This is a genomic window from Yoonia sp. R78084 (assembly GCF_044595625.1).
Lineage (GTDB): Bacteria > Pseudomonadota > Alphaproteobacteria > Rhodobacterales > Rhodobacteraceae > Yoonia.
In genome coordinates this window covers 1,539,628-1,560,321 of sequence record NZ_CP138993.1, presented here as the reverse complement: position 1 = coordinate 1,560,321, position 20,694 = coordinate 1,539,628, and the positions used below count along the sequence as shown (strand labels likewise).

The 20,694-nt window shown below is 57.8% G+C and carries 19 protein-coding genes; 14 read left to right on the top strand and 5 right to left on the bottom strand.

Going from position 1 to position 20,694, the window contains the following annotated elements; all coding sequences use genetic code 11:
• The first annotated feature begins 3 nt into the window (after nt 1-3).
• The 5 genes from SJY29_RS08025 to SJY29_RS08005 all read left to right on the top strand — a co-directional run bounded on the left by SJY29_RS08025 (nt 4) and on the right by SJY29_RS08005 (nt 5,871).
• Nucleotides 4-1,011 (top strand): carbohydrate ABC transporter permease, encoded by a 1,008-nt coding sequence (locus SJY29_RS08025; protein ID WP_055292641.1) that lies wholly within the window; start codon nt 4-6, stop codon nt 1,009-1,011.
• Nucleotides 1,011-2,168 (top strand): carbohydrate ABC transporter permease, encoded by a 1,158-nt coding sequence (locus SJY29_RS08020; protein ID WP_400088571.1) that lies wholly within the window; start codon nt 1,011-1,013, stop codon nt 2,166-2,168. The genes SJY29_RS08025 and SJY29_RS08020 overlap by 1 nt, the downstream gene beginning before the upstream one ends.
• A 128-nt stretch (nt 2,169-2,296) precedes the next feature.
• Nucleotides 2,297-3,913, top strand: a complete 1,617-nt coding sequence (locus tag SJY29_RS08015) for an alpha-glucosidase (RefSeq protein ID WP_400088866.1) — start codon at nt 2,297-2,299, stop codon at nt 3,911-3,913.
• 18 nt (nt 3,914-3,931) lie between these two features.
• Nucleotides 3,932-5,023, top strand: a complete 1,092-nt coding sequence (locus SJY29_RS08010) for an ABC transporter ATP-binding protein (protein WP_110278972.1) — start codon at nt 3,932-3,934, stop codon at nt 5,021-5,023.
• An 80-nt stretch (nt 5,024-5,103) separates the two neighbouring features.
• Nucleotides 5,104-5,871: an HpcH/HpaI aldolase/citrate lyase family protein gene (locus SJY29_RS08005; protein ID WP_400088569.1), complete on the top strand. Its 768-nt coding sequence runs from the start codon at nt 5,104-5,106 to the stop codon at nt 5,869-5,871.
• Between the two features lie 73 nt (nt 5,872-5,944).
• On the opposite strand, the gene SJY29_RS08000 is transcribed toward SJY29_RS08005, so the two are convergent.
• Genes SJY29_RS08000 through SJY29_RS07990 form a run of 3 tightly spaced genes read right to left on the bottom strand, consistent with a single transcriptional unit; the run spans nt 5,945 to nt 8,292 of the window.
• The gene (locus SJY29_RS08000) at nt 5,945-7,012 is read right to left on the bottom strand and encodes a methyltetrahydrofolate cobalamin methyltransferase (RefSeq protein ID WP_055292645.1); all 1,068 of its coding nucleotides are present in this window, start codon (nt 7,010-7,012) and stop codon (nt 5,945-5,947) included.
• A gap of 12 nt (nt 7,013-7,024) precedes the next feature.
• The gene (locus SJY29_RS07995) at nt 7,025-7,954 is read right to left on the bottom strand and encodes a methylenetetrahydrofolate reductase (RefSeq protein ID WP_400088567.1); all 930 of its coding nucleotides are present in this window, start codon (nt 7,952-7,954) and stop codon (nt 7,025-7,027) included.
• Nucleotides 7,955-7,995: 41 nt separating this feature from the next.
• Nucleotides 7,996-8,292, bottom strand: coding sequence for a virulence factor (locus tag SJY29_RS07990; RefSeq protein ID WP_400088565.1), 297 nt, complete (start codon nt 8,290-8,292; stop codon nt 7,996-7,998).
• Nucleotides 8,293-8,543: 251 nt separating this feature from the next.
• Between SJY29_RS07990 and SJY29_RS07985 the strand changes: the two genes are divergently transcribed.
• From SJY29_RS07985 to SJY29_RS07975, 3 genes are all read left to right on the top strand, one after another.
• Nucleotides 8,544-9,656 (top strand): Ppx/GppA phosphatase family protein, encoded by a 1,113-nt coding sequence (locus SJY29_RS07985; protein WP_110278967.1) that lies wholly within the window; start codon nt 8,544-8,546, stop codon nt 9,654-9,656.
• Nucleotides 9,657-9,671: 15 nt separating this feature from the next.
• A complete protein-coding gene (locus SJY29_RS07980) occupies nt 9,672-10,397 on the top strand; it encodes an RlmE family RNA methyltransferase (protein ID WP_110278966.1) in 726 nt (241 codons plus the stop codon).
• Nucleotides 10,398-10,577: 180 nt separating this feature from the next.
• A complete protein-coding gene (locus SJY29_RS07975) occupies nt 10,578-11,138 on the top strand; it encodes a hypothetical protein (protein ID WP_400088562.1) in 561 nt (186 codons plus the stop codon).
• Nucleotides 11,139-11,189: 51 nt separating this feature from the next.
• Here SJY29_RS07975 and SJY29_RS07970 read toward each other — a convergent pair whose 3' ends face one another.
• Nucleotides 11,190-11,948 carry a DeoR/GlpR family DNA-binding transcription regulator gene (locus SJY29_RS07970; protein ID WP_400088561.1) on the bottom strand — a complete coding sequence of 253 codons (759 nt, stop codon included), beginning with the start codon at nt 11,946-11,948 and terminating at the stop codon, nt 11,190-11,192.
• A 172-nt stretch (nt 11,949-12,120) separates the two neighbouring features.
• Between SJY29_RS07970 and glpD the strand changes: the two genes are divergently transcribed.
• Complete coding sequence (gene glpD / locus SJY29_RS07965; protein WP_400088559.1) at nt 12,121-13,662, top strand: glycerol-3-phosphate dehydrogenase; 1,542 nt, start codon at nt 12,121-12,123, stop codon at nt 13,660-13,662.
• A 26-nt stretch (nt 13,663-13,688) separates the two neighbouring features.
• Entirely contained in the window at nt 13,689-15,179 is a 1,491-nt protein-coding gene (glpK, locus tag SJY29_RS07960) for a glycerol kinase GlpK (protein WP_400088557.1), read from the top strand.
• Here the strand turns inward: glpK and SJY29_RS07955 are convergent.
• Nucleotides 15,176-15,778, bottom strand: coding sequence for a gamma-glutamyl kinase (locus SJY29_RS07955; RefSeq protein ID WP_400088555.1), 603 nt, complete (start codon nt 15,776-15,778; stop codon nt 15,176-15,178). The genes glpK and SJY29_RS07955 overlap by 4 nt on opposite strands.
• Nucleotides 15,779-15,972: 194 nt before the next feature.
• Here SJY29_RS07955 and recA point away from each other — a divergent pair, with 194 nt between their 5' ends.
• The 4 genes from recA to SJY29_RS07935 all read left to right on the top strand — a co-directional run bounded on the left by recA (nt 15,973) and on the right by SJY29_RS07935 (nt 20,691).
• Nucleotides 15,973-17,055: a recombinase RecA gene (gene recA / locus SJY29_RS07950; RefSeq protein ID WP_110278960.1), complete on the top strand. Its 1,083-nt coding sequence runs from the start codon at nt 15,973-15,975 to the stop codon at nt 17,053-17,055.
• A 179-nt stretch (nt 17,056-17,234) separates the two neighbouring features.
• Nucleotides 17,235-19,931: an alanine--tRNA ligase gene (gene alaS, locus SJY29_RS07945; protein WP_400088553.1), complete on the top strand. Its 2,697-nt coding sequence runs from the start codon at nt 17,235-17,237 to the stop codon at nt 19,929-19,931.
• Nucleotides 19,931-20,218: a DUF1330 domain-containing protein gene (locus SJY29_RS07940; protein ID WP_400088551.1), complete on the top strand. Its 288-nt coding sequence runs from the start codon at nt 19,931-19,933 to the stop codon at nt 20,216-20,218. Before alaS ends, SJY29_RS07940 begins: the two co-directional genes overlap by 1 nt.
• The gene (locus tag SJY29_RS07935) at nt 20,215-20,691 is read left to right on the top strand and encodes an MOSC domain-containing protein (protein ID WP_400088549.1); all 477 of its coding nucleotides are present in this window, start codon (nt 20,215-20,217) and stop codon (nt 20,689-20,691) included. Before SJY29_RS07940 ends, SJY29_RS07935 begins: the two co-directional genes overlap by 4 nt.
• Nucleotides 20,692-20,694: the final 3 nt, after the last annotated feature.

The window sequence follows — 20,694 nt, the reverse complement described above, 5'->3', positions numbered from 1 at the left end:
GCTATGAATCCGGCATTACAGGGATTGATCACCATCATTATCGGGGTCGGGGGCTGCGTAGGTTACTTCTACGGCGCGAACCTCTTTCTTGATAAGGTGCTTTTCAAAGCAGAAGGTCCCAATGCGGGCCGCAATATCAACCGCGCCAATATGATCCGGCCTTGGGTGTTTCTGATGCCCGCCTTGCTGGCCCTGGGTCTTTATCTTGCCTATCCCGTCTTCGCGACACTCCGCCTCAGCTTCCTAGAGCGTTTGCCCGGCAACGAATATGCTTTTGTCGGTTTTGAGAATTACAGCAAGATGTTCGCCGAGCCGAAGTTCATGGAGGCGATGCTGAACAACGTCCTCTGGCTGGTCGTTGTGCCTGCCGCCGCGACTGCCTTTGGTTTGCTGGCTGCACAGCTGACCGACCGCCTGAAATGGGGCAATATCGCGAAATCCATCGTGTTTATGCCGATGGCGATCTCCTTTGTCGGTGCGGCCGTGATCTTTAAACTGGTCTATGAGGCCCGTCCTGAAGACGTGGCCCAGATCGGTATCTTGAACCATCTTTACCTGACCTTTGGCGGCGACGCGCCGGTGCAATGGTTGCAGGTGCCATTCTGGAACAATTTCTTCCTGATGGCCGTTCTGATCTGGATCCAGACCGGTTTTGCCATGGTGATCCTCTCTGCCGCCCTGCGCGGTATTCCAGAGGAAACGATCGAGGCCGCGGTCATCGACGGTGCCAACCCTTTCCAGATTTTCTTCAAGATCAAGGTGCCGCAGATTATGTCCACCATCGTGGTGGTCTGGACGACGATCACGATTGCCACGCTCAAGGTCTTTGACATCGTCTTCGCGATGACCAACGGCCAGTGGGAAACGCAGGTTCTGGCCAATTACATGTATGACAAGCTGTTCCGCGCCAACGATTGGGGCATGGGCTCGGCTTCGGCGATGATTATCATGCTGATGGTAACGCCGATCCTTGTCTGGAACGTCTATAACGCACGCAAGGAGATGCAGTAATGGATGCGATTGCAGGACGTAAGCCCGCCGTCGTATGGGCGCTGAACATCTCGGTTGTGGCGCTTGTGGCGCTGTGGTTGTTCCCGACTTTGGGGCTCTTGGTGTCGTCGTTCCGGACGGGTGACCAGATCACGGCATCGGGCTGGTGGTCGTCATTTTTGCCAGCCGAGCAGACGATCCAACTGCGCGTCGCGGACCCTGATGAGGCCCGTGTCGATCTGGGCAACGGCCGTTTCATGGTCGAAGGCAACATCTTTGAGGGTGAAAATTTCGAGGGTGAGCTGCGGTCTTGGGCCACATCCAGCCGCGATCTGGGCGCCTTCCAGCCCGGTGAAGTAAACGATCTGGGCGACGGTGAGACCCTGACAGTGCAGGCGGACGGCGCTTATGTCTGGGAAGGCAATGATGACCAGATCAGTGGCCGTGCACAGCGTGTGTTCCTTGATGTCACAACACCGCCGGATTTCACGCTGGATAACTACAGCTTCGTGCTCTTTGATGAAGATAACTCGGAAGGCATGGCCAAGGCGTTTATGAACACGCTGACGGTCGTCATCCCTGCCACGATCATCCCGATCCTGATTGCGGCCTTTGCGGCCTATGCACTGGCCTGGATGGATTTCCCGGGGCGCGCCTTGCTGATTGCGATCATCGTAGGGCTCTTGGTTGTGCCGCTGCAACTCGCGCTTATTCCGCTCCTGTCGCTGCACAACGCGATTGGCATCGGCAAAGGGTATTTGGGCACATGGCTTGCGCATACCGGTTTCGGCCTGCCTTTGGCGATCTATCTGTTGCGCAACTACATGGTCGGCCTGCCGCGCGATATCATCGAGAATGCCAAAGTGGATGGTGCGACGGATTTCCAGATCTTTACCAAGATTATCCTGCCACTCAGTTTTCCGGCACTCGCCTCCTTTGCGATCTTCCAATTTCTCTGGACATGGAACGACCTTCTGGTGGCCTTGGTGTTCCTGATTGACGCGACAGGTGAAACGACGGTCATGACCAAGCAGATCGTGGAATTGCTGGGCACCCGTGGCGGCGACTGGGAAATCCTTGCGACCTCGGCCTTTGTGTCGATCGCTGTGCCGCTCGCCGTCTTCTTTGCGATGCAAAAATACCTTGTCCGTGGTCTTCTGGCAGGGTCAGTCAAATAAAATCACGCGCCCCGGGCCAGTCCCGGGGCAACACTTACGCCCCCTGAGATATCCCGGATCAACACCCGGGCAGGGGCATGGAATAGGAACGACACATTATGACGACGGCGCTGGCCAATAATACCGAAATGGCTGTGGACCACGATTGGTGGCGGGGGGCGGTGATCTATCAGATTTACCCGCGCAGCTATCAGGACAGCAACGGCGACGGCATTGGCGATCTTTTGGGGATCGTGCAGCGCCTGCCTTACATCGCGTCGCTGGGTGTTGATGCGATCTGGATTTCGCCCTTCTTTATGTCTCCGATGAAAGACTTCGGCTATGACGTTAGCGACTATTGCGACGTTGACCCGATGTTTGGCTCGATTGCGGATTTTGATGCGGTTGTCGATACCGCACACCGTTTGGGCATCCGCGTGATGATTGATCTGGTCCTCAGCCACACGAGCGACCAGCACCCCTGGTTCGCCGAGAGCCGAAAGGACCGGACGAATGACAAATCCAACTGGTATGTTTGGGCCGACCCCAAGCCGGATGGCACGCCGCCGAACAACTGGCTGTCGATCTTTGGCGGCTCGGCATGGCAGTGGGACGCCCGGCGCGAGCAATACTATCTGCACAATTTCCTTGTGTCCCAGCCGGACCTGAACTTCCATGAACCGCAGGTGCAAGAGGCGTTGCTGGATGTCGCGCGGTTCTGGTTGAACCGCGGCTGTGATGGCTTCCGTCTGGATACCATCAATTTCTACATGCACGACGCGCAGCTGCGCGACAATCCACCTTTGCCCAAGGAAAAACGCAACGCCAATATCGCGCCTTCGGTGAACCCCTATAACCACCAGGAACATCTCTACTCCAAGAATCAGCCTGAGAACATTGATTTTCTACGCAAATTGCGGGCCGTGATGGAGCCCTATGGCGCCGCCGCCGTGGGTGAAGTGGGCGATGCGCAGCGCGGGCTTGAGATCATGGGCCAGTACACCGCTGGCGATGATCTGATGCAGATGTGCTATGCCTTCGAGTTTCTGGCCGCCGATCAACCAACCGCTGCACGCATCGTGGATGTGATGGGGCAGGTGGATGAAAAGGCCGCTGACGGCTGGGCCTGCTGGGCCTTTTCCAATCACGATGTGGTGCGCCATGCGACCCGCTGGCATTTGCCGCCAGCGGCGCAGCGCATGTTCGCGACGCTGATCATGTGTCTGCGCGGGTCGGTCTGTATCTATCAGGGTGAAGAGCTTGGCCTCCCAGAGGCCGATGTCGCCTTTGAAGACCTTCAAGACCCCTATGGCATCGAGTTCTGGCCGGAGTTCAAAGGCCGTGACGGCTGTCGTACGCCCATGGTCTGGGACAGTGACAACCAGAATGGCGGGTTCTCGGACGCGCGGCCGTGGTTGCCTGTGGCCTCCGAGCACCTGCATCTGTCGGTCAAGGCACAAGAGGACGAGCCCGGCGCCCTGTTGCACCACTACCGCAAGGCCATCGCTTTCCGGCATTCGCATCCGGCACTCAGCATCGGTGAACATGACCGCATGCAGTCAAAGGGTGATGTCGTCTATTTCACGCGGACTGCCGGTGCGCAGACGATATTCTGCGCTTTCAACGTCAGTGAAACACCATCCGATTTCGATCTGCCCGAGGGGAACTGGACACCGATAGGTGCCGAGTTGGGCAGTGCACATACATCTGCAGACGGAAGACTGCACCTTGGGCCGTGGCAGGTCTGCCTCGCGCTCAAGACATAATTATAAGGGGAGTGAGATATGGCTGATCTGATACTGACGGACGTTGCCAAGACCTATGGCGGTACGGTGGATGTGCTCAAGCACATCAATCTGGATATTAAGAAAGGGGAATTGATCGTCTTTGTTGGTCCGTCCGGTTGCGGCAAATCCACTTTGTTGCGGATGATTGCGGGTCTGGAAAAGATCACGGGCGGCGAGTTGCAGATTGACGGTCAGGTCGTCAATGACGTGCCCCCTGCGCAACGCGGGATTGCCATGGTGTTCCAGTCCTACGCGCTCTATCCGCATATGACCGTGCGCGATAACATGTCGTTCGCGCTCAAGCTTGCCAAGAAATCGCAGGCCGAGATCGATGAGGCGGTAAACCGTGCCGCAAAGATCCTGCAGCTGGATGATTATCTGGATCGTTTGCCCAAGGCACTGTCTGGTGGTCAGCGCCAGCGTGTCGCGATTGGCCGCTCGATCGTGCGTGACCCCAAGGTCTATCTCTTTGACGAGCCGCTTTCGAACCTTGACGCCGCCTTGCGTGTGGCCACACGGATCGAGATTGCCCAACTCAAGGAGTCGATGCCCGACAGCACGATGATCTACGTGACCCACGATCAGGTCGAGGCGATGACACTGGCCACCCGCATTGTGGTGCTGGCCAACAAGGGGATCGCCCAGGTCGGCACCCCGCTCGAGCTTTATGAACGCCCCGAGAATGAATTTGTGGCGCAGTTTATCGGCTCGCCAGCCATGAACCTACTGGCCGGTGAAATCGTGGAAACCGGCGCGCAAACCGTTGTCAAACTTGCCGGGGGTGGTCTGGTGAAATCGGCCGTGCCGACGCAGGCATCGGACAAGGGTTTGCAGGTGAACGTCGGTATTCGCCCCGAGGATATGGTTGAATCGTCGGGGGACGATTATGCCTTTGAAGGCAAGGTCAACATCACCGAAGCACTGGGTGAGGTTACTTTGCTCTATTTTGACAAGGTCGGTGACAATGACGCCGTCATTGGCAAGCTGCCCGGTATTCACGCTGATCTGCGCGGAAAATCCGTCCGTATGGCTGCGACACCTGAGAAGGTGCAGATATTCCACAACGGACAGTCGCTCTATTACAGATAAGGGTTCCTCCCGAGCGTAACGAGTTGCTTGTATTGCGCCGATGTGATCGCATCGGCGCAATTAATCATTGAGGTTCCACCATGCAAACACCCGTCAACCGACTGAAAGCCTCGCTTCAATCCGGTCAGATCCAGCACGGTATCTGGCTGACATCCGGCACAGCTGTCCTGGCCGAGCTCGCGGGGAACGCAGGCTTTGACTGGTGCCTGATTGATGGCGAACACGGGCCCAATACGGTGAGCGAAATGCTACCGCAATTGCAGGCGCTGGCCATCAGCGGCACACCCGCCGTCGTGCGGATCGCGAATGCCGAGGCGTGGATGGTCAAGCAGGTGCTTGATCTGGGGTGCCAGACTGTGCTGGTCCCAATGGTCGATGATGCGCAGACGGCGCAAAAGATGGCCCGTGCGATGCGCTATCCGCCCGAGGGTAATCGCGGGCTGGGGGCGGTTCTGGCGCGCGCGACAGGCTGGGGTGCGGTGCCGGACTATCCGCATAGCGCCAATGCGCAGGTTTGCCTGATGGTGCAGGCCGAAAGTGCTGCGGCCGTTGAGAATATTGACGCAATTGCCGCGACTGATGGTGTGGATGGTGTGTTTGTGGGGCCTGCGGATTTGTCGGCGGATATGGGCTATCCGGGCCAGCCTGATCATCCGGAAGTGGAAAAGGCCATAGACCACCTGATTGCACGCACAGTCGCTGCCGGCAAGATAGCAGGGATCATCACCTTTGATGAAAGCCGTTTTGCCGAATACGCTGAAAAAGGCGTGACATTCCTGGGTGTTGGTGGGGACATGGCGGTGCTCAACACCGCCCTGCGCGGACTTGCAGGGCGGGTGGGGCGCTAGCCAATTTCTGACACAGAAATTGCCGCCAAATCCTCAAAGAGGATTTGTCACAGACTTTCGTGAAAGTCTGTTCTTAACCGCGGCGACGGCGCCCTGTCCTTGCGCGTCCTTCGCCCTCTTTGGGGGCCACGCGGTTGAACTTGATCCATTCGGACCCTGAAGGGTCATTGTCCGTCAGGAAGTTGGCAGCACGGATCGCTTCCATCTCTTTGCCCGCACGTGGTTTGGTCGAGCCAAGGCCAAAAAGCGTCACGAATGTCTCGTCGTCAATGTCTTCCGGCAGGATGATCCCCGCAGCCAGAATCTCTGCTTTCTTTTCCGCGATCTTCTTGGGCCCGACCGGCAGTGCCACAGGGTTCATAATGGCCGAGGTCATGCCAGCAGTCATTGCCATCGGCAGGAACGCGTTATTGATGCCGTGACGGTTGGGCAGGCCAAAGCTGATGTTGGACGCGCCACAGGTCGTGTTCACGCCCAGTTCTTCGCGCAAGCGCCGCACCAGCGTAAAGACCTGCAAACCGGCTGTTCCCATCGCGCCAATCGGCATGACCAGCGGGTCGACCACGATATCATGGGCGGGAATGCCAAAATCCGCGGCGCGTTCTACGATCTTCTTGGCCACCGCAAAGCGCACGTCAGGGTCTTCGGAAATACCTGTGTCATCGTTTGAAATCGCCACCACCGGCACGTTGTATTTCTTCACCAGCGGCAGCACCAGTTCCAGCCGCTCTTCCTCGCCGGTGACAGAGTTCAGCAGGGGCCGCCCTTCGGCCGCAGCCAGACCGTTTTCCAAAGCGCCGGGAACCGAACTGTCGATGCAGAGCGGCACATCCACAATCGCCTGCACACGTTCGATCATTTCCTTCATCAAAGGCGGTTCGACAAAGTTGTTGTCCGCATAGCGCGGGTCTTCGGCCATCTTGTTGGAAAAAACCGCACCCGAGTTGATATCAAGGATATTCGCGCCTGCCGCGACCTGTGCGATGGCGTCCGCCTCGACGCGGGAGAAGTCGCCGCGTTCGAGTTCTTCGGCCAGAATTTTGCGGCCCGTGGGGTTGATCCGTTCACCAATCACGCAAAAGGGCTGGTCGAACCCGATAATGGCAGTCTTGGTTTTGGATTCAACAATCGTGCGTGTCATTATGAGCGGTCCTTAGGATTGAGATGCGGGAACGGCAGAAGCGCCGCCATTTTCGATGGCCCAGTTGGCGTTCGTCTTGATGCCGCCAAGGGGGAAGAAGTGGACGTTGGTGATATTGAAGTCCGGATTGGCCGCCTTATGCGCTGCCAGTTCCGTCAGGACCTCGGTTGGCTCATAGGGCAGCAGCAGCTTGGTCACATCCATCGCACGCTTTTGCAGCACCTTCAAAGAAGGCCCGACGCCGCAGGCAATCGCGAATTTGATCAGTGTTTGCAGCTTGGCCGGACCGGCAATGCCGATGTGAACGGGAATCGTGATGCCAGCGTCTTTCAGGGCGTCAGCCCAAGCGATAATGGGGCCTGCCTCAAAGGCGAACTGTGTGGCCAGCGCCATTTCGGCGTCGGTTGTTTCAGAGAATCTTTGTTTCCAGCGGAGCGCGTCCATGACGTTCTTGTCTGACCCGTCCTTGTCGATGTCGCGGTTGCCTTCGGGGTGACCTGCGACATGCAGGCGCTTGAAGCCAGCCTTGTCGAACAGTCCGCTTTCCAGCAGTTGCATGGAGGAATGATAGTCGCCATGCGGTGTTGCCACGCCACCGGCCAGCAACAGCGCCTGATCGACGCCCGCCTCGCCCTGATAGCGCGCAATCCAGTCGGCCAGTGTTGCTTCATCCTTGATGATGCGCGCGGGGAAGTGCGGCATCACCTTATAGCCGTCCGTGGCCAGCCGTTTAGCCGTTGCGACCATGTCTTCAATCGGCGTGCCCTCGATATGGGCGATATAGACCCGCGTGCCAGCGGGTAGCAGTTCGCGGAAGTCGTCCACCTTTTCGGCGGTGCGTGGCATCACTTCGATGGAATAATCCTTCAGGAAGGCTTCCATCTGGGCATTGACGGTCGGCGTGGCGACCTCTTTGGATTTGCGGAATGAGAGCAGTGACATAACGACCTCCGATAGGCGCGTGGGGAAAGGGGGCGGGGTCTTCAAGCCCAACCATCATTGGCAATGAGCGTCTTGATGCGCTCCAGGTCATATTCAGCATCGATCCTGGCGACAGTGGCTTCTGCTGCCTCTTGATCGGTGCCATCGACAGGAATGGGATCGGCCTTGCGGAAACCGGCCATGTAATCATCAGACACAGCCGCACCTGATTTCATCGCAGCGCGGTCAATCGCCTGTTCAAACCGTTCCGGCAGGGGCAGCTTCACCCCGCGCCGTCCACGGCCCACAATGACCTGCGCTGGCATGTCGCGCCAATAGACGATCGTGACGTCGGCCATATGTGATTCCTCTCGTTTCTCTTGCTCTCGTTCTATCATCGCCTTGCCCCCTTCAATGTCGGTTTTCGACCTCCATTGTGCAGTGAGCGACGACGCGTTTGCTATCCGATCCGCAGCGGGACGGCTATCGGCAGGCATCTTCAAATTTTGCATAATCGTTGTGAGCCGCGCGCGGGAATGCACGACAAGACTTGTGCAAAGTCCTTTCCCCGCCTAGCTTGAGGGTAACTCGAAAATGGAGGGCGTAGACAATGGCGCCCAAGCGTCCCGATGGTGCGGGCGCGTTCCCGAAAGCGGTCGATAGCCCCGCGCCGAATTCGCCTGATCCATCGCAGCTTTATGCGGCGCTGGATTTGGGCACAAATAGTTGCCGGATGTTGATTGCCCAACCCAAGGGCAGTCAATTCCATGTGGTCGACAGTTTTTCAAAGTCGGTGCAGTTGGGCCATGGTCTGGAAAGCACCGGCAGGTTGTCGCGCGCGTCGATGAACCGCACGATTTCGGCGATGCGCATCTGCCGCGAGAAACTCAAACGTCACGGCGTTGAACATATGCGTCTTGTCGCCACAGAGGCATGCCGGCGTGCGCTGAACGGCGACAGTTTTGTAGCGCAGGTGCGGCGCGAGACCGGCCTCAATCTGGAAATCATCAAACCCGAGGAAGAAGCGCGTCTTGCGGTGATCTCTTGCGCGCCTCTGGTCAGCGTCAACACCGAACAGCTTTTGGTGGTGGATATTGGCGGCGGGTCGACCGAACTGGTCTGGATTGATCTGACCAATGTGCCCAAGCGCGAACGCCCGCGCGCGATCATGCGGTTGCATGCGGGGTTCAAATCCGATCCCGGGCCTTTCGCTGCGGCCAAGGTCGTGGACTGGATTTCTGTGCCTTTGGGTGTCGCCACGCTGCGCGACCAGTTCCAGGATGTCGAAGACGACGCCGCACGTTTCGCGCTGATGAGTTGGTTTTTTGAAGAGAACCTTGAAGAATTTTCGCCCTATGCAGCCGCTCAGGCGCGCGAAGGATTTCAGATCATCGGCACCAGCGGCACGGTGACAACAGTCGCCGCGAGCCATCTGGGCCTGAAACGCTATGACCGCACCAAGGTCGACGGTTTGCGCATGACGACAGACCAGATTGACGCGGTGATCCGTGATTACCTCTTGCTGGGGCCCGCAGGACGCCGCAATGACCCGCGCATCGGCAAGGACAGGCAAGCCCTGATCATGTCGGGCTCGGCGATTTTGCAGGCGCTGATGCGGCTTTGGCCAACCGACCGGCTGTCTGTGGCGGACCGCGGCCTGCGGGAAGGGCTGCTTTATGCCCAGATGTCGGCGCATGGGGTCTTGGAAGACACCCCGTTTTAGGGTTAAGGCGCTGTCATGGTGAAACGTCCGACAAAAAAGAATACCTCCGGTCGCGGGCAACGCGATTTGCACGTGAAGGTAAAGACCGCCCGCGGGCGCAAGCTCAGCTCGACCCAATGGTTGCAGCGGCAGTTGAATGATCCTTACGTGAAGCGCGCCCAGGCCGAAGGCTATCGCGGGCGGGCGGCTTATAAAATCCTTGAACTGGACGATAAATACCGTTTCCTCGTTCCGGGTGCGCGCATCGTTGATCTGGGCTGTGCGCCAGGTGGTTGGCTGCAGGTGGCGGTCAAACGCGCCAATACGCTGGGTGAACGCACCAGCAAGGCGCAGGGCTTTGTTCTGGGTGTGGACCTGCAAGAGGTCGAACCGATTGCAGGGGCCGAAATTCACCAGCTCGATTTCATGGAAGACGACGCCGACGTGAAGGTCAAGGAATGGCTGGGCGGCAAGGCCAATGTGGTGATGTCCGACATGGCGGCCTCGGCCTCGGGGCACAAACAGACCGACCACAACCGCATTATCGCGCTCTGCGAGGCGGCAGCCTATTTCGCATTCGACGTGCTGGAAGAGGGCGGGACCTTTGTGGCCAAGGTTCTGGCAGGCGGGGCCGAGGGCGATTTGCAGAAGCTGCTGAAAGCGCGGTTCACCAAGGTTGCGAACGTCAAACCGCCTGCGTCACGGTCGGACAGTTCAGAGAAATTCGTGGTGGCAACAGGGTTCAAGGGCAGCGACGCCTAGGTTGGCTGCGTTGCGGCACCGGGCAGGCCTTTGTAAAGCAACTGCCAGTCTTCGTATGAAACCCATCTGACCTGCCGTCGGCCTGTTTCCAATAGTCATGGTCATAATTGGCCGACATCCTTAAGCTATGAATTCTTTGAACCCCGGGAGCGAAAAATGACTGATAGCATCAGCGAATTGGTGGACCGTATCCGCAGCATGGAAGAAGAGCTTGAACAAAAGCTTGAGCGCCGTCGTCGCGAGTTTCGCTACCATATCGAAAGGGGACGGGTCATATTCGAGCGCGAAGTGCGGCAACGGCATCAGATGCTCAAGCGAAAACTGTTGTCATATGTGGCCGGTGCACGCCCTCTTGTCATAGTGACCGCACCTGTCATCTATTCCGTCATCATCCCCTTTGTTTTGCTGGATCTGTTCGTCACACTTTATCAGGCGATATGTTTTCCGGTTTATCGGATCGAAAAGGTGCGTCGCGCCGATTTCATAACCTTCGATCGTAGGCATCTTTCCTATCTGAACGGGCTGGAAAAACTGAACTGCATGTACTGCTCTTACGGCAATGGTTTGTTGGCCTATTCTGCGGAGGTTGCTGGTCGCACCGAAAAATACTGGTGTCCGATCAAACACGCGAGACGGATGGCAGGCGTACATCGCTACTATCCCGAGTTTTTGGAATACGGGGACGCAGAGGGCTATCACAAGCACCAAAGATCATCTGATACCGCATCAACAAGACCATGACGTTTGCTGACGGTTCATTGGGCTCATATTTGTGGTTCCATTGCAGGCGCTTTACACCAAAGCCACCTTGGTCACCCAATCCGCACACCGGTTGATCAACGCCTCCGAGGGCACCCGATCCGTCACGAAATGGTCCACCTGCGCCAGTGATGCGATTTTCACAGGGGCTTTGCGTGTGAATTTCGTGCTGTCGGCCACAAGGATCGTCGCCCGCGCGGCCTTGATCACCTGTTGGCTCACCCGCACCTCTTCGGGGTCAAAGTCCAAGAGGTCGCCGCTCAGGTCGATGGCCGACGCGCCGATCACGGCGAAATCGACCTTGAACCGGTCAATGGCCAGCGCTGCAAGGTCGCCCACCAGCCCGCCGTCTGACCGCCGCAGGCTGCCGCCCGCCACCACCACATTGCAACTGGCGTTGCTGGCAAGGATGTTGGCCACGTTGAGGTTATTGGTCACCACCATCAGATTGCGGTGGGCATGAAGTGCGTGTGCCACTGCCTCGGTCGTGGTGCCGATGTTAAGGAACAGCGAGGCGTTGTCAGGAATAAGCTGTGCCGCCCTGCGGGCGATCCTGATCTTGATATCACGGTTCAGCGCGCGCCTGTCACCATAGCCGATGTTGCTGACACCCGAGGGCAGAACCGCCCCGCCGTGAATCCGCTCAAGCAGACCTGCCGCGCAAAGCTGACGCAGGTCGCGGCGGATGGTTTGTACCGCGACGCCAAGGTCGTGGGCCAGCGCAGTGGCCATGACCTTGCCCTCGGTTTGGGCGAGGGCGCGAATACGGGAGAGGCGGGTATCTGTGTCCATATGTTCGTTTAGGATATAAAGCGAACAGCAGAAACAAGAAAACCATAATTTATAAAGCGTAAGTCACTTTCGTGTCGTTTTCGTGTGTCATTCGGCGAACACTTGCGGCGTTGAGCCTTGCACCCTTGCGGCTGTCACGTCAAACGCAGGAAAAATTGCAAAGAGACAGATTATGAGCGCAGATTTCGACGTATTTATCATCGGTGGTGGCATCAATGGCTGCGGGATCGCACGCGATGCGGCGGGGCGCGGGCTGAAAGTGGGTCTGGCCGAGATGAACGACCTTGGTTCGGCCACATCATCGGCCTCGACCAAGCTGTTTCACGGGGGCCTGCGCTATCTGGAGTTCTTTGAGTTCGGCTTGGTGCGCAAGGCGCTGGTCGAACGCGAGGTCCTGCTGAAAAACATGCCCCATATCAGCTGGCCCATGCGCTTTGTGCTGCCTTACCACAAAGACATGCGGTTCGAGAATGACACGCCGACGTCCAAACTACTCTCGGCGGTCATGCCATGGATGAAGGGCAGACGGCCTGCATGGCTGATCCGGCTGGGGCTGTTTCTTTATGACAATTTGGGTGGCCGCAAAATCTTGCCGGGCACCAAAACGGTTGATCTGACAACTGCTGACACAGGCAAACCGCTGAAGGGCAAGTTTCAAAGGGCCTATGAATATTCCGATTGCTGGGTCGAAGATGCGCGCCTTGTCGTATTGAACGCGCGTGATGCGGAAAATCGCGGTGCCACGATCATGACGCGCACCAAAGTGATCAGCGCCGCGCGTGTTGATGGGCAATGGGAGATCGTGACCGAACAGGACGGCATCCAGCAAACTCATACGGCGCGTGCCTTGGTCAATGCGGGTGGGCCATGGGTTGAAAACATTGTGCGCGATGTCGCGCGGCTCAACACATCGGAAGGCGTGCGACTTGTGCGCGGCAGCCATATCGTGACCAAAAAACTGTTTGATCACGACAAGAGCTATTTTTTCCAGGGCGAAGACGGGCGGATCATCTTTGCGATCCCCTATGAGATGGATTTCACGCTGATTGGCACGACTGATGCCGAGCATGAGAACCTGTCGGAAAAGCCCTATGCGACAGAGGAAGAGCAGGACTACCTTTGCGCCTTCGCGTCACAATATTTCGAACAACCCGTCACCCGCGATGATGTGGTCTGGACCTATTCGGGCGTCCGCCCGCTCTACGATGACGGGGCAAAATCTGCGACGGCGGCCACCCGCGATTATGTGTTGTCACTGGATGAAAACGGTGCGCCGCTGCTGAATATCTTTGGCGGCAAGATCACGACCTACCGCAAATTGGCCGAGAATGCGCTCAAGAAGCTGATCCCGCTGATTGGTGGCGGCGATCCCTGGACGGCCGATGCGGCTTTGCCCGGGGGGGATTTCAAGGTCAAAGACCGTGACAAGCTGGTTGCTGATCTTATGTCGGATTATCCGTTCCTGACCGACCGCTGGGCGCTGCGCCTTATCAAGGCGTACGGCACCGAAGCGCGCGCCATTTTGGGCGAGGCATCGGCAGCAAAGGACCTTGGGCAGGATTTCGGTGCGACCTTGACCGAGGCCGAGGTGAAATGGCTGATGACCCGTGAATATGCGCGCACTGCCGAAGATGTTGTCTGGCGGCGCTCGAAACTGGGCCTGCGCCTGACGCCCGATCAGGTCGCAGGACTTGACGCATTCATGGCGGCTTGAAACAAAAAGACAAACGGGGGGAAACCATGACTTATATTCTGGCCATCGACCAAGGCACGACATCCAGCCGCGCGATCATTTTTGATGCAGAGATGCGGATCAAAGCGACCGCGCAAGAGGAATTCACCCAGCATTTCCCCAAATCGGGTTGGGTTGAACATGACCCGTCCGATATCTGGTCCTCTGTCGCCTCGACCTGCCGTGGTGCGATCGAAAAGGCGGGGATCACTGCCGCTGATGTTGCCGCAATCGGCATTACCAACCAGCGTGAGACCACGCTGGTCTGGGATAAGAAGACAGGCGAGCCGATACATAATGCCATTGTCTGGCAGGACCGCCGGACAGCCGCCTTTTGCGAGGAACTGCGCCGCGAAGGTTTTGAAGCAACGATCACGCAGAAAACGGGCCTTCTGGCTGATCCCTATTTTTCGGGCACCAAGCTGCGGTATATTCTGGAAACAGTGGAAGGCGCGAAAGATCGCGCCGCGGCGGGTGAGCTGCTTTTCGGCACTGTCGACAGCTACCTGATCTGGAAGCTGACAGGCGGCAAGCGGCATGTCACAGACGCCACAAATGCCGCGCGAACCATGCTTTACGATATTCGCAAAGGCCGGTGGAGCACCACGATCTGTGACCGCTTCGGTATTCCTGCCGCGATGCTGCCTGAGGTATTGGATTGCGCCGCCGATTTCGGCACGACGCGCGCCGATCTCTTTGGCAAAGAACTGCCAATTCTGGGCGTGGCAGGCGACCAGCAGGCCGCAACCATCGGGCAGGCCTGTTTTGAACCGGGTATGCTGAAATCGACTTATGGGACAGGGTGTTTTGCTTTGCTCAACACTGGCGACACATTGGTTGAGAGCCAGAAACGCCTGTTGGGAACGATTGCTTATCAGTTTGACGGCAATCCGACCTATGCGCTGGAAGGGTCGATCTTTATCGCAGGGGCGGTGGTGCAATGGCTCCGTGACGGTCTGAAAATCATCCGCGAGGCGAAAGAAACACAGCCGCTGGCAGAAACAGCCGATCAGGGACAGGAACTTTATATGGTGCCCGCCTTTACCGGCCTTGGCGCGCCGTATTGGGACGCCGAGGCGCGGGGGGCGATTTACGGTTTGACCCGCAATTCTGGGCCCGCCGAGTTTGCGCGCGCGGCCCTTGAAAGCGTTGGCTTTCAGACCCGTGACCTGCTTGAGGCAATGAAGAGTGACTGGCAAGCCTCTGATACGGATGGTGTTTTGCGCGTTGATGGTGGTATGAGCGCATCCGATTGGTCGATGCAGTTTCTGTCGGACATCATCGGCGCGCCGGTGGATCGGCCCACGGTGCTGGAGACCACAGCGCTGGGTGTCGCGTGGCTGGCAGGTATGCGCGCCGGTGTTTATCCCGATCAGGCAGGTTTTGCGGCGAACTGGATGCTGGACCAGCGGTTCGCGCCGCAGATGGATGAAGCCACGCGCGAACGCCGCTATGCAGGCTGGCAGGATGCGGTGCGGCGGACTTTGACGCAGGGCTAATCCGAACGCCGGGCCAATTCCCAGACTGCGAATTCTTCGGCGCGTTTGTCGCGCAGCTTTGCTTCGGTGTCGGGCGAGAGGGTCAGCGCCATCACAGGCGAGACGTTCTTTTGTTTCAGCTTGATCGTCATATCGAGCCGCTCTTCAAGATATGCAATCACCTTATCCCATTGCTCGTATTGGAAAAGGTGATCCGCGCCGATCTCGCCGTCATTGATGCGCAGGAACTTGTTTTGCGAGCCGACATTGGCAAAAGGCGCCGGATCACCTTTGCAGTATTCCAGCACAAAATCGTCGAAACTGATGTGCGCTGTGCTGTTTTCGTGTCCGATCAGATCAGGCCGCGTCCGGTAGCGATACCAGCTGCCCAGCCAGTCGATGGGATTGCGCACCACCGCCATTAATTCAGGGTCCTGCCCGCCAGCCTGTTTGAAGAAAGGCTTCAAGAATTGTTTGTAGCGATAGCACGGCGCATGCTTCAGATGCGGCGGATCACGCAGCACCAAGGATGCGCGCGGTGCCAAAGCGCCCTCAAGCGCAGTTGATCCGGTCTTTGGAACTGCCAGCAGCACCAGATTTTCTTTCCAGAAAACAAGCATTTGATCGCTGTCTTTCGTCTATATCCGAAACAATGCTAGGCCATAAACCATTCCTTAACCACCATTCGTTGAATGTGAACTATGAAAATTTGTGTTGCAATGTTCTGCTTTTGATCTCATTAACAAAGAGAACACAATGAGAACAAAAGCAGTGATTGCCGCCCTTGGGACGGCGTGAAATAAGGACAGGACAGATGGCAACGGCAGAACTCCTCAAAATGACTGACAAGAAAACAGCAGACAAAGAAAAAGCACTCGAAAGCGCGCTGGCACAGATCGAACGACAGTTCGGCAAAGGCTCGATCATGAAGCTGGGCGGCCAGAACCAGATGGCTGATATCGAGGCGACATCGACCGGTTCGCTGGGGCTGGATATCGCATTGGGGATTGGCGGTTTGCCCAAAGGCCGTGTGATTGAAATTTATGGCCCTGAATCATCGGGCAAAACGACGCTGACCCTGCATTCCATCGCGGAAGAGCAGAAAAAGGGCGGTGTTTGCGCTTTCGTCGACGCAGAGCACGCGCTTGATCCGCAATATGCCAAGAAGCTTGGCGTGAACCTTGATGAATTGCTGATTTCACAGCCCGATACGGGCGAACAGGCACTCGAGATTGTGGATACGCTGGTCCGCTCGGGTGCGGTGAGCCTTGTTGTTGTGGACTCTGTGGCGGCGCTGACACCGAAATCCGAACTCGAAGGCGATATGGGCGATAGCTCGGTCGGTGTGCACGCGCGTTTGATGTCTCAGGCGATGCGCAAGCTGACGGGGTCGATCAACCGGTCCGGCTGTATGGTGATCTTTATCAACCAGATTCGCATGAAGATCGGTGTGATGTTCGGCTCGCCCGAAACCACGACCGGTGGTAACGCGTTGAAATTCTATGCTTCTGTCCGTCTGGATATCCGCCGCATCGGCGCGATCAAGGACCGTGATGAAGTCGTGGGCAACGCGACCCGCGTCAAAGTGGTGAAGAACAAGGTGGCGCCACCGTTCAAACAGGTGGAATTCGACATCATGTACGGTGAAGGCATTTCCAAGACAGGCGAATTGCTTGATCTCGGTGTGAAGGCGGGGATTGTTGAGAAATCCGGTGCCTGGTTCAGCTATGGTGATGAGCGGATCGGGCAGGGGCGTGAGAACTCGAAGATTTTCCTGAAAGAAAATCCGGCGATCGCGCTCGAGATCGAGGATAAGATCCGCGCGGCGCACGGGCTTGAGTTCGATATGGCCGACGGGATTGATGGCGACGGCGATGATGACCTTGTCGAAGTCTAAGCGCCACAGGTGATTGACGCAAAGAAAGGGTGCCGCAGCAGCGGTGCCCTTTTTTGATGGCTGCCTCCAGCGGAAGTTTGATTGGACATGGAAAGTATCACCCCCGTTTGTTGGTGGACAGTGCCAAGAGGCGGGGCTATTTCTGCGGGCTAACAGACATATTTGCTTGAAAGTGCGCTATGACCAGTCTTGCCGACATCCGTTCGACCTTTCTGAATTACTTTGGTTCTCAGGATCATGAGATCGTGGCCTCAAGCCCGTTGGTGCCGCGCAATGACCCGACCTTGATGTTCGCGAACTCGGGTATGGTGCAGTTCAAGAACCTGTTCACGGGTGTCGAGACCCGCGATTATACGCGTGCCACCACCAGCCAGAAATGTGTGCGTGCCGGCGGCAAGCACAACGATCTTGATAATGTGGGCTACACAGCGCGCCACCATACGTTTTTCGAGATGCTGGGCAATTTCAGTTTCGGTGATTATTTCAAGGAAGAGGCGATCCCCTATGCCTGGGAATTGCTGACGCGTGAATTCGGCATCGACAAGGACCGCCTGTTGGTCACCGTCTATCACACCGATGACGAGGCCGCTGCGATCTGGAAGAAAGTGGCCGGTTTCTCGGATGACAAGATCATTCGTATCCCGACTGACGACAACTTCTGGCGCATGGGCCCGACCGGCCCCTGCGGCCCCTGCACCGAGATTTTTTACGATCACGGTGATCATATCTGGGGTGGCCCTCCGGGATCACCGGAAGAGGACGGCGACCGGTTCATCGAGATCTGGAACATCGTGTTCATGCAGAACGAACAGTTCGAGGACGGCACGCTCAAACCGCTTGAAATGCAGTCAATCGATACGGGCATGGGGCTGGAGCGTATTGGCGCTTTGCTGCAATGCAAACATGACAACTACGATACCGATCTGATGCGCGCACTGATCGAGGCCTCTGCACATGTGACCTCGACCGACCCGGATGGTCCCGGCAACACGCACCACCGCGTGATCGCCGACCACCTGCGGTCCACGTCCTTCCTGATTGCCGAAGGCGTGCTGCCATCGAATGAGGGGCGTGGTTACGTGCTGCGCCGGATCATGCGGCGCGCGATGCGCCATGCCCATCAACTGGGCGGCAAAGACCCCGTGATGCATAAACTTGTCCCGGCGCTGATCCAGCAGATGGGCGGGGCCTATCCTGAACTGGGGATCGGCCAGCGATTGATTGAGGAAACGCTGCTGAGCGAGGAAGTGCGTTTTAAACAAACGCTGGATCGGGGGTTGAAACTGCTTGACGACGAAATCAGCGGTCTGGCCGAAGGTGCGGCCTTGCCCGGTGCTGCGGCGTTCAAGCTTTATGACACCTACGGTTTCCCGCTTGATCTGACGCAGGACGCCCTGCGCGAAAAGGGACGCGCGGTTGATACAGCCGGGTTCGATGCCGCTATGGCAGAGCAGAAAGCCAAGGCGCGCGCCGCATGGTCCGGCACGGGTGAAGCCGCTGATAGTGCAATCTGGTTCGATATCGCGGATGCGCATGGCGCGACCGATTTTCTGGGGTATGAGACCGAGACTGCCGAAGGGCAGGTCGTGGCAATTGTCGATGAAGCAGGCAAGAGCATTGATGCGCTGAACGCGAAAGGTTCTGCGGGCTGGGTCGTCGTGAACCAGACACCTTTCTACGCGGAAAGCGGCGGTCAGGTGGGCGATCAGGGCTATGTGCGTGCACTCGTTGGTGACCCGGACGCGCGGGCGCCACAGTTTTCAGGCCATGTCTCTGACGTCAAGAAGATGCCGGGCGGTGTCTTTGCCCATTATCTGACGGTTGATCACGGTGAACTCTCTGTGGGCGAGCCTGTCCGCCTCGAAGTCGATCATATCAATCGGGGTAAAATCCGCGCCAACCACTCGGCGACGCACCTGCTGAATGAGGCACTGCGCGAGGTTCTGGGTGATCATATCGCACAGCGCGGGTCATTGAACGCACCCGATCGCCTGCGGTTTGATTTCAGTCATACCAAAGCTTTGAGCGCCGAAGAACTGGCGCAGGTCGAACATGATGTGAATGCGATCATCCGTCAGAACACCCCTGTCGAGACCCGTATCATGGCACCGGATGATGCCCGCGCCATGGGTGCGCAGGCGCTCTTTGGCGAGAAGTATGGCGACGAGGTGCGTGTTGTGTCGATGGGCCGGCAGGTGGGCTCGGGCAAGGGCGCTGACGGAAATACCTATTCGCTGGAACTTTGCGGCGGGACGCATGTGAAGCAACTGGGCGAGATCGGGGCCTTTGTGACCTTGGGGGATAGCGCATCAAGTGCCGGTGTCCGCCGGATCGAAGCGCTGACAGGGCAGGCGGCACTGGATTATCTGCGCGCGCAGGACGCTCGCCTGAACCAGGCGGCGGCCGTGTTGAAAGCACCGGCGTCGGAGGTGGCTGACCGGATCAAGGCGTTGATGGATGAACGCAAGGCGCTGGCCAACGAAGTGGCACAACTGCGCCGCGAAGTCGCCATGGGGGGCGGCGCGAAAGAGGCAGCACCCGCCGAGGTGATCAATGGTATCGCGTTTCAGGCACAGGTTCTCAGCGGTGTGACCGGCAAGGACCTGCCTGCGTTGATCGACGAGATGAAGGCATCAATGGAGAGCGGTGCAGTCGTGTTGATCGCCGATGCGGGTGGCAAGGCTGCTGTTGCGGTTGGTGTCACAGCGGATCTGACCGACCGTGTCTCGGCGGTGGATATCCTGCGGGCTGTCACACCCGAACTGGGCGGTAAAGGCGGCGGTGGGCGTCCTGATATGGCGCAGGGCGGTGGTGCTTCGGTTGAAAATGCTGATGCCGCGATTGCGGCGGCAAAGACTGTTTTGGAGGGATTGTAATGAGTGCACTCTGGATTGCCCATGTGAAGGTCACGGACGAGGCCGCTTATGGTGAATACGCCAAGCGCGCGACAGGTGCGATTGCCGCGCACGGCGGCGTATTTCTGGCCCGTGGCGGTGCTTATGAGCAGTTGGAAGGCCCGGATCGCCCACGCAACGTGGTTGCCCGCTTTCCCAGCCTGCAGGCCGCCCATGACTGCTATTACTCCGATGCTTACCAAGAGGCGCTGAGCTTTGCCAAAGGTGCCAGCCAGCGTGAATTAAGCATCGTCGAAGAGATCGCTTGAAAGGCCAGCTTGGCGACATGATGGCCCGCCACGCGCGGGTGGGCCGTCTGAAGTGGATCGGGCTGCGCAACGCGCGCTACGATCCGGTGGAAGTTGTGCAAAGTGCTGAAGTCACCATGGCCGGTCTGCTGGGTGATCACGGACGCGGAGGCAAGCGGGCGGTGACACTGATACAGGCAGAGCATCTGCCGGTCATCGCCGCCTTTTCGAACCTGTCAGAGATCCAGCCAGAGGTGCTACGGCGCAATTTGCTTGTTTCGGGGCTCAACCTGCTTGCGCTGCGCAAGGGGCTGCTGCGCGTCGGTGATGTGATCTTGGAAATCGAGGGGCCGTGTCCGCCTTGTTCACGCATGGAAAAAGCGTTGGGACCGGGCGGATATAACGCAATGCGCGGCCATGGCGGTTGGTACGCCAGCGTCGTGCAGTGCGGTGTTTTGCAGGTCGGTGACGCGGTGGAACCCGCGTCACCTTAAGTC